Source organism: Pseudomonas lini, from assembly GCF_964063345.1.
Taxonomy (GTDB): Bacteria; Pseudomonadota; Gammaproteobacteria; order Pseudomonadales; family Pseudomonadaceae; genus Aquipseudomonas; species Aquipseudomonas lini_B.
In genome coordinates, this window is sequence record NZ_OZ061318.1 from 742,209 (window position 1) to 757,527 (window position 15,319).

At 59.0% G+C, this 15,319-nt stretch carries 11 protein-coding genes; 4 read left to right on the forward strand and 7 right to left on the reverse strand.

What is annotated here, in order from left to right; translation table 11 throughout:
* Window positions 1–100: 100 nt before the first annotated feature.
* A complete protein-coding gene (locus tag AB3226_RS03410) occupies window positions 101–2,602 on the reverse strand; it encodes a hypothetical protein (RefSeq protein ID WP_367372027.1) in 2,502 nt (833 codons plus the stop codon).
* A 157-nt stretch (window positions 2,603–2,759) separates the two neighbouring features.
* On the reverse strand, window positions 2,760–3,683 hold the full coding sequence (locus AB3226_RS03415; RefSeq protein WP_367372028.1) for a LysR substrate-binding domain-containing protein: 924 nt from the start codon (window positions 3,681–3,683) through the stop codon (window positions 2,760–2,762).
* A 224-nt stretch (window positions 3,684–3,907) separates the two neighbouring features.
* Between AB3226_RS03415 and AB3226_RS03420 the strand changes: the two genes are divergently transcribed.
* On the forward strand, window positions 3,908–4,372 hold the full coding sequence (locus tag AB3226_RS03420) for a helix-turn-helix domain-containing protein (protein ID WP_367372029.1): 465 nt from the start codon (window positions 3,908–3,910) through the stop codon (window positions 4,370–4,372).
* A 33-nt stretch (window positions 4,373–4,405) separates the two neighbouring features.
* On the opposite strand, the gene AB3226_RS03425 is transcribed toward AB3226_RS03420, so the two are convergent.
* Together AB3226_RS03425 and AB3226_RS03430 are read right to left on the reverse strand one after the other, a co-directional pair.
* Window positions 4,406–5,230: an alpha/beta fold hydrolase gene (locus AB3226_RS03425; protein ID WP_367372030.1), complete on the reverse strand. Its 825-nt coding sequence runs from the start codon at window positions 5,228–5,230 to the stop codon at window positions 4,406–4,408.
* Between the two features lie 34 nt (window positions 5,231–5,264).
* Window positions 5,265–5,840 carry a flavodoxin family protein gene (locus AB3226_RS03430; RefSeq protein ID WP_367372031.1) on the reverse strand — a complete coding sequence of 192 codons (576 nt, stop codon included), beginning with the start codon at window positions 5,838–5,840 and terminating at the stop codon, window positions 5,265–5,267.
* Between the two features lie 334 nt (window positions 5,841–6,174).
* Between AB3226_RS03430 and AB3226_RS03435 the strand changes: the two genes are divergently transcribed.
* Window positions 6,175–8,979 (forward strand): winged helix-turn-helix domain-containing protein, encoded by a 2,805-nt coding sequence (locus AB3226_RS03435; RefSeq protein WP_367372032.1) that lies wholly within the window; start codon window positions 6,175–6,177, stop codon window positions 8,977–8,979.
* On the opposite strand, the gene AB3226_RS03440 is transcribed toward AB3226_RS03435, so the two are convergent.
* Together AB3226_RS03440 and AB3226_RS03445 are read right to left on the reverse strand one after the other, a co-directional pair.
* Complete coding sequence (locus AB3226_RS03440; RefSeq protein ID WP_367372033.1) at window positions 8,944–10,419, reverse strand: winged helix-turn-helix domain-containing protein; 1,476 nt, start codon at window positions 10,417–10,419, stop codon at window positions 8,944–8,946. The two genes, AB3226_RS03435 and AB3226_RS03440, sit on opposite strands and share 36 nt — an antisense overlap.
* Window positions 10,420–10,602: 183 nt before the next feature.
* Window positions 10,603–11,553, reverse strand: a complete 951-nt coding sequence (locus AB3226_RS03445; RefSeq protein WP_367372034.1) for a GlxA family transcriptional regulator — start codon at window positions 11,551–11,553, stop codon at window positions 10,603–10,605.
* A gap of 243 nt (window positions 11,554–11,796) precedes the next feature.
* Between AB3226_RS03445 and AB3226_RS03450 the strand changes: the two genes are divergently transcribed.
* Complete coding sequence (locus AB3226_RS03450; RefSeq protein WP_367372035.1) at window positions 11,797–12,519, forward strand: pirin family protein; 723 nt, start codon at window positions 11,797–11,799, stop codon at window positions 12,517–12,519.
* Between the two features lie 84 nt (window positions 12,520–12,603).
* On the opposite strand, the gene AB3226_RS03455 is transcribed toward AB3226_RS03450, so the two are convergent.
* Window positions 12,604–14,415: an ABC transporter ATP-binding protein gene (locus tag AB3226_RS03455; RefSeq protein ID WP_367372036.1), complete on the reverse strand. Its 1,812-nt coding sequence runs from the start codon at window positions 14,413–14,415 to the stop codon at window positions 12,604–12,606.
* A gap of 238 nt (window positions 14,416–14,653) precedes the next feature.
* Between AB3226_RS03455 and AB3226_RS03460 the strand changes: the two genes are divergently transcribed.
* The gene (locus tag AB3226_RS03460; RefSeq protein ID WP_367372037.1) at window positions 14,654–15,067 is read left to right on the forward strand and encodes a VOC family protein; all 414 of its coding nucleotides are present in this window, start codon (window positions 14,654–14,656) and stop codon (window positions 15,065–15,067) included.
* Window positions 15,068–15,319: the final 252 nt, after the last annotated feature.

Here is a 15,319-nt window from a genome sequence, read left to right on the forward strand (position 1 = left end):
GAGAGCTCCCGGATCATCTGAACGAGCTGACTCGCAATAACGCCGGGTCAGCCAACGTCATTACTGACGATGGCCTTATGCATTACCGACACGCTTTCTTTCAGGCGCCAGCCAGGATCGTATATTCGCGCGGCCGGAAGACCACCGCTGTTTCGCTATTGGCGACCCGGTCCAGGTTCACGCTGAAGTGGATGGACAGTTTGGTGTCATGCCCAAGACCTTTCAGGTAATCGTAAATAACATTTTGGCTGTAGGTGCCGCCTAAAGCCCACGAGCGAGGGACCGCATTGCCAGCTGCCGTCCAGATCGTAAGATTATGAGGATCGCCCTTTGCATCGGTGCCTATCAGAGCCAGCGATATTCGTTGTCCCGAAGCAATATGCGGCCACCCGCCAAACAGCAACGTCGCGCCAGCCGTGACAGTTTTAAGATCCAGCACAGCGGTACCGTTCGCCTGGGTAATCACCGGGGCGACAAACTCGGCGTCTGGAATAGTCCCCACCTTCAGAAACAACGGTAGTGACGTCACTGGAGGCAATAGCCCACGCTCGTAGGTGAAGGTGACTGATACCGTTTTATCCAGATTGAATGCCACCACTGAAACGGGCAGCGGGATTTTCCTGGGCCTTGTGCTGCCGGCCACGACAGTATTGGTGGTGTGCGAACCCGCCGCCGGAGTGCCTTGCGCACCGGTCCATGTCAGCCTGATCCTGTCGTCGGGCAGCATGTCGTAATTCACGACAGCAGTCAGGTTCATCGTAGCGGCGAGCGGGTCCAGATTGCCATTATCAGGCGCTTCTGCAATCGTCAATTCCAGGTTTAGCAGCACAACATTGATCGTCCACGGACTGGAGACCCCACCGCTGCCATCCAGGGGCCGGGCGGTGAATACGTGCAGGCCGCCAGTCAATAGGACCGCCCCAAGCTCCCAGGTACCGGAAGCTGCCGTGATCGTGCCTATGACGGTTAGCCCGTCCAGTATCTCCAATCGTTGGCCGGCAATTGCGGTGCCGCTGATCGTCACCCGGGTGTCGTTAGTGGTCCCACCATCGGCAATGTCCTTATTGGCGGCGTCTTTCACCGACAAGATCTTCGGATCCAGTGCTATCGGTCCACCCGTTTTGACAATGTATTTTCGTGCTGGAAACTTCAGTGCTAAAGCCTTGTTCAAACTTTTATCCAGCGCCACCTTGAGTTCCAGTGTCAGCGTGCTGCCATCCTCGAGCAGGTTCAGCGGCGTGGTTGAAAAGATTTGCGAAAAGAAGTCATGGGTGACAAACGAATGGTCGACGGGGGGATGGGGGGCAATCACGTACTCGACATTGTAAACATCGCCATTGGCCAATGTTCCAATCAGGCTTAACCAGAAGTACTGGCCGATAGCGATCAGTGGCCAGCCCTCTATGAACAGGGTGAACTCCGTGCTGGAGGTCAAGTCCAGCTCGTCGCCATAGCCATTGCCCGAAGCTTGCTTGATGATCGGGCTGGTCAATGCGCTCGAGGCCAGAGACAGCACGGGCAATATCAGCGGCAGTGAACTCACGGCCGGAGCGGTGCCGACAATCAGGTCAAAGATTACTGTCACCGTTTGGCCCAGGTTAAAGGCGATTACCGAATTGGGCAGCGGCACGTCTTTAGTACCGGTAGCGCCGGCATCGACATAATCGGTGACGAATGAACCGCTTGCCGAAGTGCCCTGCGCGCCTATCCAGCGCACACGGACCTTGGCGCCCGGTATTACGGGAAAGGAAAGACGAGCGGTGAGAGTGTATCGGGCCGCTAGCGGGTCCAGATGGGGGTTACCTTTGGCTTCCACGATAGAGGGAGCCAACAATCGCGCCTGGGCATCGTTATTGATGGTGTAGTGGCGCGGCGCAAACTTCAGCGCTGCATTCTTGTCGAGTTTTTTATCCAGCGCTGCCCTGAAATTCAGCGTCAATGTGCTGCCATGCTTAAGCCGCTTGAGCGGTAACGCCGAAAACGATTCGGCATAAAAACCGGACTGCAAAAATGCCTGGGTGACCACGCTGTTGGGCGCTATCCAGTATTCAACGTTGAAAGCGCTGTCGTCGGCGTTGATGCCACTCAAGCTTATCCAGTAATACTGCCCATCCGTTATCAGCGGCCAGCCATTTATGCGCAGGGTGAAGTTCGTCAGGAACACAACGTCCAGCACGCTGCCTATGCCATTGTCGAGCGCTTGGGTGATCAGCGGAATGGGCAGAGCGCTTTGGGCAAGTGGGAGAATGGTGACCGTCAACGGTAAGGAAGTCGCGATCGGTGTGGCGCCGTTCATGACGACATAAGTCACCGTCACCACGTTGTCCAAGCTATAAGCCACTATCCAGTTGGGCAGCGGGACTTTCCATGGCGCCGTGCCGCCAACCGGAAAGAAGACGGTCGTGAATGAGGCCTCGCTCGGCGCTCCCGCCACCGCCGTCCATCTCACTTGCAAGCTCTCCCCGGGCTGCATGGGGTGGTCGATGAGAACCGTCAGGTTACTGCCGACCAACGACGGGTCAAGTGGCGGGTTACCTGGATTCTGCTCGAGTTGCGGGGCCGGCGGGATGTTGATAACCGCTGCGGCAGAGGGGCTATTCATCACTCATTCCCTGTGCATGATTGAGTTCGCCCCATGGGCACTGACTCATCACACACCGGTTGGCAACATCGCGCTACTGTCAGAAATAACAGGTCAGGGAAAAAATGGATGAACGGTATGAGCAGAAGCACCTTGTTCGCAGCGGTGTTTTACCTGGTTACACCGCCGGAATATCCAGCGTCACCGACATGAACTGACTGATTCGCGATCGCAACCAGCGCTCCGCCGGATCATTGTCGTGCACCCCGCTCCACGCCATCGACAACTGCGCCGCATCGATGGGAAACGGTGGATCCTCGGCGCGCAATGCACATCCCTCAACCAACGCGCAGGCCGCGTAATCCGGCACTGTCGCGATCATCTCAGTGCCAGCGAGCAACGCGCGTAACCCACTGAATTGCGGTACACCCAGCACCACCCGGCGGGTGCGCCCGACCTTGGCCAAATCCACATCGATGTTGCCGCTCAGGTCACCGGAAAATGACACCATGGCATGGGGCCGCGCACAGTAATCATCCAGGGTCAGCGGTTCTGGCCGGTTGTCGCCGCGCAGTACTTTGCAGGGGATGTCGCGCAGCTTCTTGCGTCTGGCGTTGGCCGGCAGGTCGGTGGTGTAGCTGACGCCCACCGAGATTTCGCCGGAGGCCAGCAATGCCGGCATCAGCAGGTAATTGGCGCGGCGCACCACGACCACGACCCCCGGCGCCTCTTCTTGCAGTTGCCGGAGCAACGGTGGGAACAGACCGAACTCGGCATCGTCCGACAGTCCGATGCGAAACACATCGCAGCTGGTCGTCGGGTCGAACTCCTTGGCGCGGCTGACTGCCCCCGAGATGGTGTCCATTGCCGGTTGCAGTTCCTTGAGAATCGCCAGCGCCCGTGCCGTCGGCTCCATCCCGCGACCGTTGCGCAGCAACAACGGATCGTCGAACAAATCACGCAACCGCCCCAGCGCAGCGCTCACTGCCGGTTGGCCCATGAAGAGTTTTTCGGCGACACGGGTCAGGTTCTTTTCGAACATCAGGGCTTCGAAAATCACCAGCAAGTTCATGTCGACGCGGCGCAGATCGTTACGGTTCATAAGCACAATCCCATTGTGTTTTCGGCCAGGCACGAGGGTTGACGAGTGTGACTGACTGTACTCGAGACAGCCCGCCCCTTTCGAGGAATTAACAACGTTTAACTCGCAAGCCAAAGCTCCCGCGACCAAGAATGAAGCCCTCTGCGCAGACCTTTTTTTCAGAGGGAACGTGCTGACTTACCGTGCAGCGCACCCGCGCGCGCCCTCCGACACGGACACTGGCCATGGCTCACTTTCAGCAAAACGCGATCAGCGCGTCCCCCACTGAAACGCGAAAGAAACCCACTGGCGGGCTCAGCCCCTGGCGTGAAAATCTGGCCAGGCAGTTGATCCTCGATCACCTCGGTGAAACTCTGGAAGTGACCGAACTGGCACGGGCCTGCGCCCTGTCACGCAGTCATTTTTCCCGTGCATTCAAGTGCAGCACCGGCCTCTCGCCGCAAGACTGGATTCGCCGGCAACGCATCGCCCGGGCCAAGCAGTTGATCCAGAACACCGACCTGACCCTGACGCAAATCAGCCTGGAATGCGGCTTCTGCGATCAGGCGCATTTTTCCCATATCTTCACCCGCAGCGAAGGCGTTTCACCGTTTGCCTGGCGCTGTCGAGCTGTGCGTTCTCTTCCCTCTCTCACAATCAAAAGATCGCAGCCTTCGGCAGCTCCTACAGAGGCTCACTTAACCGTGTAGGCGCTGCCGGAGGCTGCGATCTTTTGATCCTGATCAGCCCTTGATGAACGCCAGCAGATCTTCGTTGAGTTGATCCTTGTGGGTGTCGGTCAGGCCGTGGGGTGCTCCCGGGTAGATTTTCAATGTGGAGCCCTTGACCAGGTTCGCCGCGGCGATGCCGGCGGCTTCGATCGGCACGACCTGGTCGTCGTCGCCATGCACCACCAGGGTCGGTACATCGAACTTCTTCAGGTCTTCGGTGAAGTCGGTTTCGGAGAACGCCTTGATGCAGTCATACGCGTTCTTGTGGCCGGACATCATGCCCTGCAACCAGAACCAGTCGATCATGCCTTGGGACGGCTTGGCCCCCGGGCGATTGAAGCCAAAGAACGGACCGCTGGCCAGATCCTTGTACAACTGCGAACGGTCGACCAGGGACGCCTGACGAATACCGTCGAACACTTCCAGGGGCAAACCACCGGGGTTGGCCTCGGTCTTGAGCATCAACGGTGGCACCGAGGAAATCAGCCCGGCCTTGGCCACGCGACCGGTGCCGTGGCGACCGATGTAGCGCGCCACTTCGCCACCGCCGGTGGAGAAGCCGAACAGCACGGCGTTTTGCAGATCCAGATGCTCGATCAGCTGCGCCAGGTCATCGGCGTAAGTGTCCATCTCATTGCCGAACCATGGCTGGCTCGAACGACCGTGACCACGGCGATCATGGGCGATGACCCGGTAGCCTTTGGAGGCCAGGAAAATCATCTGCGATTCCCAGCTGTCGGCATTCAACGGCCAACCGTGGCTGAAGACGATCGGCTGACCGGTGCCCCAATCCTTGTAGTAAATCTCGGTGCCGTCTCGGGTGGTAAAGGTACTCATGGTGATGTCTCCTCATGCATGGATTTTGCGTCGGTTAATAAGAAGTTCGGGCCATTCGTTCGGCCAGGCGAGCCACCCGCTCGCCCAGATGCGCGGCAGTGCGGCGGTCTTCGGGCGGCGGTGCAAGGTCGGGGGATTGTTCGACGTTCGATTGGGCCATGGCTCCCAGCGAACTGCCGAGCCGATTCAACTGCCCATCGAACAGGCCAATGCTGCTGCGCGCCGGCAGCAGGTCGAGGCCGACCCAGATCATCGAGTGCTGGGCGGCGAACACTGTCATTTGCAATAAGGTGTTGAGCTTGTCGCCGCACAGGCAGCCAGAATTGGTGAACCCGGCTGCGAGTTTGTCGCGCCAGGGTTGGGCCAGGTAAAACGACGCGGTAGCTTCCATGAACCCCTTGAAGGCCGCCGAGGCACTGCCCATGTAAGTCGGGGCGCCAAAGATAATTGCATCGGCATGGTGCAAACGTTCCCAGTGCTCATCCACTTCCTCGACCGGAATCAGCCGACAGGTGCTGCCCAGGTGCCGTTCCACACCCTGTCCCACGGCTTCGGCCATGACCCGGGTGTGCCCGTAGCCACTGTGATAGACCACCACCACGTTGCTCATTCCGGTTCCTCCAGAAGTGTTCATCCTTTTTTCGGCACGCTTTTTGTTGCTAGAAGGTCAGTGCCTTCGGTTGAACTTGAAGGGATGGATTTTTGAGCGTAGACCGGACACAGGACGAGTTAAACGTTGTTAATTTTTAAGGGTGCGCCAATGGATCCCGCAGCGCCTTCAGCGGCATCGCGCCCAATAAATACGGGACCGGCCAGCACTGGCTTGAGTACAGTGACCGATACGCACTGCGACCAAGTGCTCGACGCTGCGTTGCGCTGCCGAAAAAACCTGAGGAATATGCCCGGATACCGCGTGATAGACGGATGCAAGCAGGAGTGACCCGTTGACCCTTTCCCCCGAACAGGCCATCCGTTTCGGCCCTTACCGGATTTACCCCGGACAACGCCTGGTGATGGAGGCCGACCAGCCCTTACGCCTGGGTCGGCGCGCCATGGACATTCTGTTGATCCTGCTGGAACACGCCGGGCATGTGGTGAGCAAGCAGCAACTGATCGCTCGGGTCTGGCCCAAAAGCGTGGTGGAAGACATCAACCTGCGGGTGCACATGGCGGCGCTGCGCAAAGCCCTCGGTGACGGGCAGGCCGGCCAGCGCTACATCGTCACCGTTGCCCAGCGCGGGTACAGTTTTGTCGCGCCGTTCTCTGTGGAGCACGTCGAGCAAAGCCCGAAAAGCGAAGAAAATGGACCGAGCCGGCATAACCTGCCAATCCGTCGTACCCGCATGATCGGTCGTCAGGCGCTGGTCGACAGCCTGGTGACGCAACTGGCGCGGCAGCGTTTCATCACCCTCGTGGGCCCCGGAGGAATCGGCAAGACCACGGTGGCACTGCGCGTTGCCGAACAATTGATCGGCCGCTACCGAGACGGGATTCGTCTGCTGGACCTGGCACCGATCAACGACCCTATGATGATCACTACACACTTGGCAACGCTGCTGGATTTGTCCTTGCACGATGCCGAACCCATGAACGGTCTCGCCACGTTCCTGCGCGAACGGCAGATGCTGCTGGTCATCGACAACTGCGAACACTTGATCGATGCCATTGCGTTGCTCAGTGAAAGCATCCTGCGCGTGGCGCCCCAGGTGCACATTCTGGCCACCAGCCGCGAAAGCCTGCGGGCCGAAGGCGAGTTCGTGCAGCGCCTGGAGTCGTTGAACTGTCCGCCGCCCATTGCCGTCCTCGATCGCGCTCAGGCCCTGACGTTTTCGGCGCTGCAGTTATTTGTCGAACGGGCAATGGCCAGCCACGACAGCTTCGAACTGAGCGAAGACGAATTGCCGTTGGCGATTGAAATCTGCCGGCGTCTGGACGGCATCCCGTTGGCCATCGAACTGGCGGCGGCGCAAGTGGGCAGCCTGGGATTGAGTGGGTTGCTGTCGCAACTGCAAGGCAGCTTTCGCCTGCTCACCCAAGGCTGCCAAACAACCTTGGGCCGCCATCAGACACTGCGCGCGACGCTGGACTGGAGCTTCGAACTACTCAATGCCTGTGAGCAAATCTGCCTGCGTCGACTGGGTATGTTCCGGGGCGCCTTCACCCTGGAGTCGGCGGCCGCCGTGATCGTCGGTGACCATATCGACCCCGGCGTGGTGTTCGCCTCGATCACCCAATTGGTCGCCAAGTCATTGCTGAATGTGGAAGTCGGCGACGAAGAGGTGTTCTACCGTTTGCTCGACACCACGCGTGACTATGCATTGGAAAAACTCGCCCAGGCCAAGGAACTGCCGGACACCCGCGAGCGCCACGCTGAGCGCTGCCTGGCCTTGATGCAGCAAGCCCAGAACGACTGGGAGCAGATCTCGAGCGATCGCTGGACCGAGCGTTACGCTCGCAACCTGGAAGATATTCGCGCGGCGCTCGATTGGGGCTTGAACGCTCAAGGCCCGCAGGCCTTGGCTATCCGCCTCGCCGCGACTTCGGCACCGCTCTGGCAGGAGCTGTCGTTGCTTAAGGAACACGGCGTGTACGTGCGCAAAGCCCTGGCGTTGCTCGAAGCAACGCAACAGCCCTGCCCGCGTTTGACCATGACCCTCAAGCTTGCCCTTGGCAGTTCGTGCTACCACACGTTGGGCAGTAGCGCGGAAGCCGTCGAAGCATTCGTCAGTGCCAAATACCTGGCCGAACATTGCAACGATGTGGCCGGTCAGCTCAAAGCGATTTCCGGGCACTTGGCGGTTGATCTTAGTGGCGGCCACTACCAACTGGCCCTGGAGCAGAGTCGACAATTCGAGCGGTTGGGGCTGCAGGGCGATGCGGTGTTGTCCCTGAGCACCCAACGCTTGCGGGTGCTGGCCCTGCACTTTGCCGGGGATCAGGCCTTGGCGCGGGAAAATGTCGAACAGGTCATTCAATGCCTGGCCCAGAACGGTCACCTCAACCGCTTCAGCTATTGCTTTGGCGTGCATTACGATCAGAGCGTCGCAGCCCTGACGATTCTGGCGCGCATTCTCTGGTTACAAGGGCACCCGGAAAAAGCCTGGCGCACCGCGCGGCAAGCGCTCGACATCGCGATGCAGATCAATCATGGCACGTCCATCTGCTACACCCTGGCGCTGGCCGGTTGCCTGATCGCTCACTACAACGGCGACACCCCGGTCGCCCGCGAGCTTCTGAACCTGCTGCTTGAACAGGCGAAGAAACACTCGGTGCTGCTGTTTCACACGTGGGCCAGACATTACGCGCAGGTGATCGAGGGGGGCGATGCGCCCTCGTCACCGCGAGCGGATACCGGGTTGATCAAGGAAATCATGGTCACACTGGATAGCCGTTTCATCGATGACGCGTTGCTGGAACGGGCTGAAAACGGCGCGGCTGGCTGGAGCACCGCGGAAATTCTGCGAGCCCGGGCCGACGCGTTGCTGACCGAGGATTGCCCGAGCCGGGTCAATGCGGCCGAGGCAATGCTGCTCAAGGCGTTAGCCATAGCAAAGACCCAGGGAGCGCTGGCCTGGGAACTGCGCAGCGCCACGTCACTGGTCCAGCTGTGGCAGCGTCAGGGTCACTTGCGGCAAGCCCATGAGTTGCTGGCGCCGATTTACCAGCGTTTCACCGAAGGCTTTGCCACACCGGACTTGATGAAAGTCCGTCGGCTACTCGACGAGCTGCAGAGACACCTGCCCGGCTGATGCCCAGCGTGCCCGGCTGATGTAGCGCTCATAACGCAGTTCATAGGCTCGCAAGTAGCCACTGTGATCGAGTTTCTCCAAGGCGTAGGTGCGCGTGGTGTTGAGGAAACGGTAACGGGTCTCGCCGCAGCCCTGTTCCACCGACAGCAGTGATTTGCTCGCCAGTCGCTCTATGATTTCGACCAGGCAGGTGGGCCGCAGCACCGCGCAACTGATCACGCCAATCGCCGATTCCAGCGTAAATGCCATTTTGAACACTGCCAGCTGCTGCAATACGGTTTGCTCCATCGGGCTCAGCTGTTCATAGCTCCAGTCCAAGGCAGCTTTCAGACTCTGATGCCGTGGCAGAGCGGTGCGCCGGCCTTGAGTCAACAACTGCAAACAGTTGCCGAGTTGCGCTTGCACCCCCACCAGCGCCAATGCATCGATTTGCGTCGCCGCCAGTTCAATGGCCAGGGGCAGGCCATCCAGGCGCCGACAGATTTCGCGCACAGCCTTAAGATCCTGCTGGCGCAGGGCAAACCCTTGCTGACGGGCTCGAGCGCGGCTGACCAACAGCTGCACCGCCGAATAATCCATGACCTCGGCCACGCTGTATATCGCTGAGGCCGGCGGCACCGCCAGGGCCGGTAAACGCAGCAGCGTTTCCCCCGCCGCTTGCAGTGGTTCGCGACTGGTGGCCAGGATCGACAGCCGTGGCGCCGAGGCCAGCAGATTGTCCACCAGTGCTCGACAGCATTCGAGCAGGTGATCGCAATTGTCGAGCACCACCAAGGCATGCCGTTGCGCCAGCGCTGTCCCGACGTCCATTTCCAGCGTGCGCGACAGATGCTCGACGAGTTGCGCCGGGTCATCGATGGCTGCCAGATCAACCCTCCAGACACCGTCCTGATAGTGCTGCAACAGCAACTCGGCCACTCGCAGCGCCACGGTGGTTTTGCCGATACCAGCGGGACCCACCAGGGTCATGAGACGTCGAACCGGCAATTGCCGGACCACGCTGCCGACGATCGAGTCGCGACCGGTCACCGGAGTGAGCCGCGCAGGCAGGTTGTGCTGAGGCTTGTGCACTGTCTCGACCGGCACCGGCGTGCCTGTCCCGTCGCGGTGTACCGGGGCGATGAAACTGTAGCCGCGCTGGGGAATATTGACGATGTAACGCTGCCCGTTCTGGCCATCGCCGAGTGCCCGACGCAGGGCGGCGATGTGCACGCGCAGGTTGATTTCCTCAACCACCGAGGTCGGCCAGACACGGGCAATCAGGGCATCCTTGCTCACCACTGAACCGGCGCGTTCGACCAGCACCTGCAAGATATCCAGGGCTCGCCCGCCCACGCGCAACGGCCGATCACCCTCCAGGATCAATCGCTGATGCAGGTGAAACGCATAGGGCCCGAACCGCAGCACCGCATCGCTGTTTATATTTCTGAGGCTGTTCATGCACGTTCATGCGCTGAAAACCTGGCCCGGCAAGGTACCGCAAAATCCATCGCACGAGTCCATCCAGGCTCCCGCACCTCCATGGCAAAGAGTTCACGGGTATCTTGGCAGGCATGGGTGTCGGTACAACGGCCGCGGGAGGAGCGTCACGGCCATCAAGGTGCGCGTGACGGACAACGCACCCTAACTGAACTGTTCGCGGTATTGAGTAGGGGTCAGGCCGAGCTTTTCACTGAACAGAAAACGCATATGCCGCACGCTGCCAAAGCCACTTTTATAGGCCACGGTCTTGAGCGGCAGGTCGCTGGTTTCCAGCAGATTCCTGGCGCAGTCGATGCGCGCGCTTTGCACAAACTCCATCGGCGTCATGTTCACTTCCCGGGCGAAAACCCGGGCGAAGTGCCGCGCACTCATGTTCACCAGACTGGCCATGCGTTCGATGCTGAACGCTTCATCCAGGCGTTCGAGTACATGGTTCTGTACCCGGGTGATCGGCGTTTCATGGGGGGCCACCGCCGCCATCAACGGACTGAACTGCGCCTGCCCGCCCTGGCGCTTCATCACCACCAGCAATACTTTGGCAACGTCCTGGGCGACTTTCTTGCCATGGTCCTGGGCAACGACTGCTAGCGCCATGTCGATGCCTGCGGTGACACCGCCAGAGGTTATGAGATTGCGGTCCTGTACGAAAATCTGATCAGTCTCGACGGTGGCCTTGGGGAAGCCCTTGATCAGGCGCTCGGTGTAATGCCAGTGAGTGGTCACGCGATAGCCGTCCAGCAGCCCGGCATGCCCGAGCACGAACGCGCCGGTGCAGATCGAACCGTATCGGCTCGCACGGCAGACAGCGCCCTGAAGCCACGCTAGCAACGGTGGATGTTTTTCGTTATAGGCCCCCGGCCCGCCCGGCACCAGCAACAAGTCATAGCGTTCGTTCGCTTGATCGATGTGCAAATCGGCCTGAACGTTGACACCGTTTGAGGCTCGCAATGCGCCATGCTCGGTGCCGATGGTTGACAGCTCGTAACGATCGCCTGGTGCCAGATAACGATTGGCGATGGAAAACACCTCCATGGGACCGGCCATGTCGAGCAGAAGAAAGTCGGGGAACAGCACCATTGCCACGGTTTTCATGGATTCAAAATCACTGAGGTCACTAAAAGGAACTGTTTAATACCATTGCACCAAATACCACCCTCCGTGTGGGAGCGCCCGGCATTATGGCCAAGTGTAACAACAAGGATACGTGAATTCGTGTGCATGACTGTCAACCTGAGTGAGACAGTATTTCAAATTTCATCTACTTATTGCGCTCAATGGTAAACATTAACCTTCTCCTCACTCGGACGAATTCACGTCCTGACAGGAGATTTCATCATGCTGACCCTTCGTAAAGCTTCGGATCGCGGCGCGGCCAATCACGGTTGGCTGAAGTCATTCCATACCTTCTCCTTCGCCAACTACCGCAACCCGCGGGAGCAGGGTTTTTCCGACCTGTTGGTGATCAACGACGACCGCGTGGCGGCCGGCAAAGGTTTTGGCCAGCACCCTCACCGCGACATGGAGATTTTTTCCTATGTGCTCGAAGGTGCCCTGGAACACAAGGACACCTTGGGCACCGGTTCGGTGATCCGTCCCGGTGACGTGCAGTTGATGAGCGCCGGCAGCGGCGTGGCTCACAGCGAGTTCAACCACTCGGCGAACAAACCGGTGCACTTCCTGCAAATCTGGATCGTGCCAGAGGTTAGCGGCGCCAAACCGCGTTACCAGCAAGAGCACTTCAGCACGCAGAAAAAACGCGGGCGCTTGCAACTGATCATCTCCCCTGACGGGGCCAACGGTTCGCTGAAAGTCCGGCAGGATGCGCGAGTGTATGCAGGCCTGATCGACGGCAAGGAAAGCGCCACGCTGGAACTGGCTGCCAATCGCTACGCCTATGTGCATGTGGCGCGGGGCAGTGTCGAGCTGAACGGCGTGCAGTTGCAGGAAGGTGATGGTGTGCGGGTGCGTGAGGAGCAAGTGCTGACCTTGAGCAACGGCGTGGATGCCGAGGTACTGGTGTTTGATTTGCGGCCGCAGGAATTGCCGGAAATGCCGTGAAGCCCGGGTAGCCTAAAACTCCCGCAGGGGGATTGAGGTGCCTTTGGGATTTACGACAATCTCGTGACTCATGAGACTTTCAAACTACCGATAACCACGAGCCTGCACGTTGAACAACTGCGCATAGCGCCCGCCCGCCGCGACCAGGCTGTCGTGATCGCCTCGCTCAAGGATCGACCCCTGGTCGAGCACGATGATGTGGTCGGCATTACGCACGCTGGAGAAGCGGTGAGAAATCAGCAACGTCATGCGGCCTTCGGTATGTTGACTGAAATGCTCGAACACCGCCGCTTCCGCCGCAGGGTCCAGGGCCGAGGTCGGCTCATCCAGAATCAGGATATCGGCATCGCGGCGCATGTAAGCGCGAGACAAGGCGATCTTTTGCCATTGCCCACCGGACAGCTCCTGCCCACCGGCAAACCACCGGCCCAATTGGGTGGCGTAACCGCGATCCAGACGTTCGATAAAGGGCGCGGCCATGCCCTCCGCGGCCGCTTGCTGCCAACGCGTTTCATCGTCGAACGCAAGGGTATCGCCCACACCGATGTTCTCGCCCACGGAGAACTGGTAGCGAATGTAGTCCTGAAAAATCACGCCGATGCGCCGTCTCAGCGCCTCTTCGTCCCAGGACTGCAAATCGCTGCCATCCAGCAAAATACGGCCCTGATCGGGGCGATACAGCCGAGTCAGCAACTTGATCAGCGTAGTTTTGCCTGAACCGTTTTCCCCCACCAGCGCAATGCTGTGCCCGGGCAGCAGGTGCAGATCGATACCCTGCAAAGCGTCGCGGCTCGCCCCCGGATAACGGAAGCCGACGCTCTCGAAACGCAAGCCATCGCCGGGCACGGCGCCCACGGTCAAACTTCCGCTATCGGCAATAACCGGCTCGGCCAAATACTCATAGAGACTCGACAGGTAAAGGCCATCCTCGTAGAGACCACTGATCGCGCTCAAGCTACTGCTCACCGCAGCCTGCCCCTGCTTGAACAGCACCAGATACATGGTCATTTGCCCAAGGCTGATGTTGCCGTGAACGGTATCGACCACGACCCAGGCATAGGCCAGATAAAACGCAGCGGTGCCCAGCAGCCCCAGTACAAAACCCCAGCCATCGCGACGCAGCGTCAGGCGCCGGTCTTCGGCGTAAAGACGCGCAAATGTGTCCCTATAACGTTGCAACAACAGCGGCGCGAAGCCGAACAACTTAACCTCTTTGATGTAGCCTTCGTGGGAGAGCAACGTCTCGATGTAATTCTGCTGCCGACTCTCCGGCGCCCGGCGCGTAAACAGGCGAAAGGCATCCCCGGAAAAGTGCGCTTCGGCAAAGAACACTGGCAACGCCCCGACCACCAGCAGCACCAGTGCCCACGGCGAAAAATGCACCAGCAAGACACCGAAGCTGATCAACACGATCAGGTTCTGGATCAGCCCCAGCGACTTCATCACCAACGCCAGCGGACGGGTCGATGCCTCGCGCCGCACCCGTACCAGCTTGTCGTAGAACTCGGAATTCTCGAACTGCACCAACGATAACGTCTGAGCCTTCTCCAGAATCATCGTGTTGACCTTCTGCCCCAACTGCACCCGCAACAGCGATTGCTGAACCGACAGTGCACGCTGCGTCCCGGACAACAACGCGAGCACGCCCGCTTCAAACAGCACATACCGCACAACCGGCCATAAAGGCGCACTGCCCTGCTGGGCGTGCAACTGCATGGCGGTGACTACTGCATCGACAATCCTCTGCCCCAACCAGGCAGCCAGTGCCGGCAATACACCGGCAATCAGCGTCGCCAGTACCAGCCCCAGAAACAGCCCGCGGGACGTTCCCCAGACCAGCAACAAGGCACGTCTCGCCTGATCGAGCAAAGAGGCGAAACGGGTAAGGACGGGCATAGGACGATGGTCTCGGTTGGCGGATGTCGCGGCAGGTTCTACAGTACGTGGGATAAGTCATCGACTCCACGGGGTTATGACGCGATAAGGCTGGCCTCACCCATCGTGAAAACATCTAAAAAAACACCTCACTCGCCACGTTTTAGCGCTTTGCTATGGAGAGTCAATGCCCATCGGGATTCGAGGACGAACCTGAACGTCCAGCCGATGTGCCCTCTCCATAACCGGGAGCAAAAACATGAAAATCAATCCCTACCTGATCTTCAATGGCGACTGCAAGGCTGCTTTCACGTTCTACGCCAAAAGCCTGCCAGGGCAGATTGAAGTCATGATGACCTTCGGCGAAACCCCGGCTCGCGATCATGTTCCAGCGGACTGCCACAACCTGATCATTCATACGCGCCTGCTGGTCGCAGACCAGGCAATCATGGGGTCGGACACCACACCTGATCGCCCCACCACCAAAATGAGCGGTTGTTCGGTTTCGTTGAATGTCGACAGTGTGGCGGAGGCTGAGCGGGTATTTGCTGCGTTAGCGGAAGGCGGCAGTATCCAAATGCCGCTGGAGGCGACGTTCTGGGCGGCACGTTTCGGGATGCTGCTCGATCGATTTGGCGTGGCGTGGATGGTGAATTGCGAGAAGGATCAGTAACCAATCCCCCCGGTTAGTACATCGAACTAATGGCGCTTCAATATCAACTTTAGTGTTTTTTATTCAATAACCAAACAGAATAACTACACGATCACAAATTCAGTTTCCGACATAAAATCTTACAGATATAATGCAGAAAGACTCAATTATTATAGCCCCCGCTTCGTTCGCCCTAAAAAGAGGCGGTCGTTACACGCTTCGCCTCCTGAATGCGCACTCCCATCGCCCTAGAACACAGTGGAATATCCTTAT

Excerpts from the sequence above, each read along its gene's own strand:
- AB3226_RS03445 (WP_367372034.1), bottom strand. The coding sequence starts at position 11,553 with ATGAAAACCGTGGCAATGGTGCTGTTCCCCGACTTTCTTCTGCTCGAC.
- AB3226_RS03450 (WP_367372035.1), top strand. The coding sequence starts at position 11,797 with ATGCTGACCCTTCGTAAAGCTTCGGATCGCGGCGCGGCCAATCACGGT.
- AB3226_RS03460 (WP_367372037.1), top strand. The coding sequence starts at position 14,654 with ATGAAAATCAATCCCTACCTGATCTTCAATGGCGACTGCAAGGCTGCT.
- AB3226_RS03455 (WP_367372036.1), bottom strand. The coding sequence starts at position 14,415 with ATGCCCGTCCTTACCCGTTTCGCCTCTTTGCTCGATCAGGCGAGACGT.
- AB3226_RS03440 (WP_367372033.1), bottom strand. The coding sequence starts at position 10,419 with ATGAACAGCCTCAGAAATATAAACAGCGATGCGGTGCTGCGGTTCGGG.
- AB3226_RS03420 (WP_367372029.1), top strand. The coding sequence starts at position 3,908 with ATGGCTCACTTTCAGCAAAACGCGATCAGCGCGTCCCCCACTGAAACG.
- AB3226_RS03415 (WP_367372028.1), bottom strand. The coding sequence starts at position 3,683 with ATGAACCGTAACGATCTGCGCCGCGTCGACATGAACTTGCTGGTGATT.
- AB3226_RS03430 (WP_367372031.1), bottom strand. The coding sequence starts at position 5,840 with ATGAGCAACGTGGTGGTGGTCTATCACAGTGGCTACGGGCACACCCGG.
- AB3226_RS03425 (WP_367372030.1), bottom strand. The coding sequence starts at position 5,230 with ATGAGTACCTTTACCACCCGAGACGGCACCGAGATTTACTACAAGGAT.
- AB3226_RS03410 (WP_367372027.1), bottom strand. The coding sequence starts at position 2,602 with ATGAATAGCCCCTCTGCCGCAGCGGTTATCAACATCCCGCCGGCCCCG.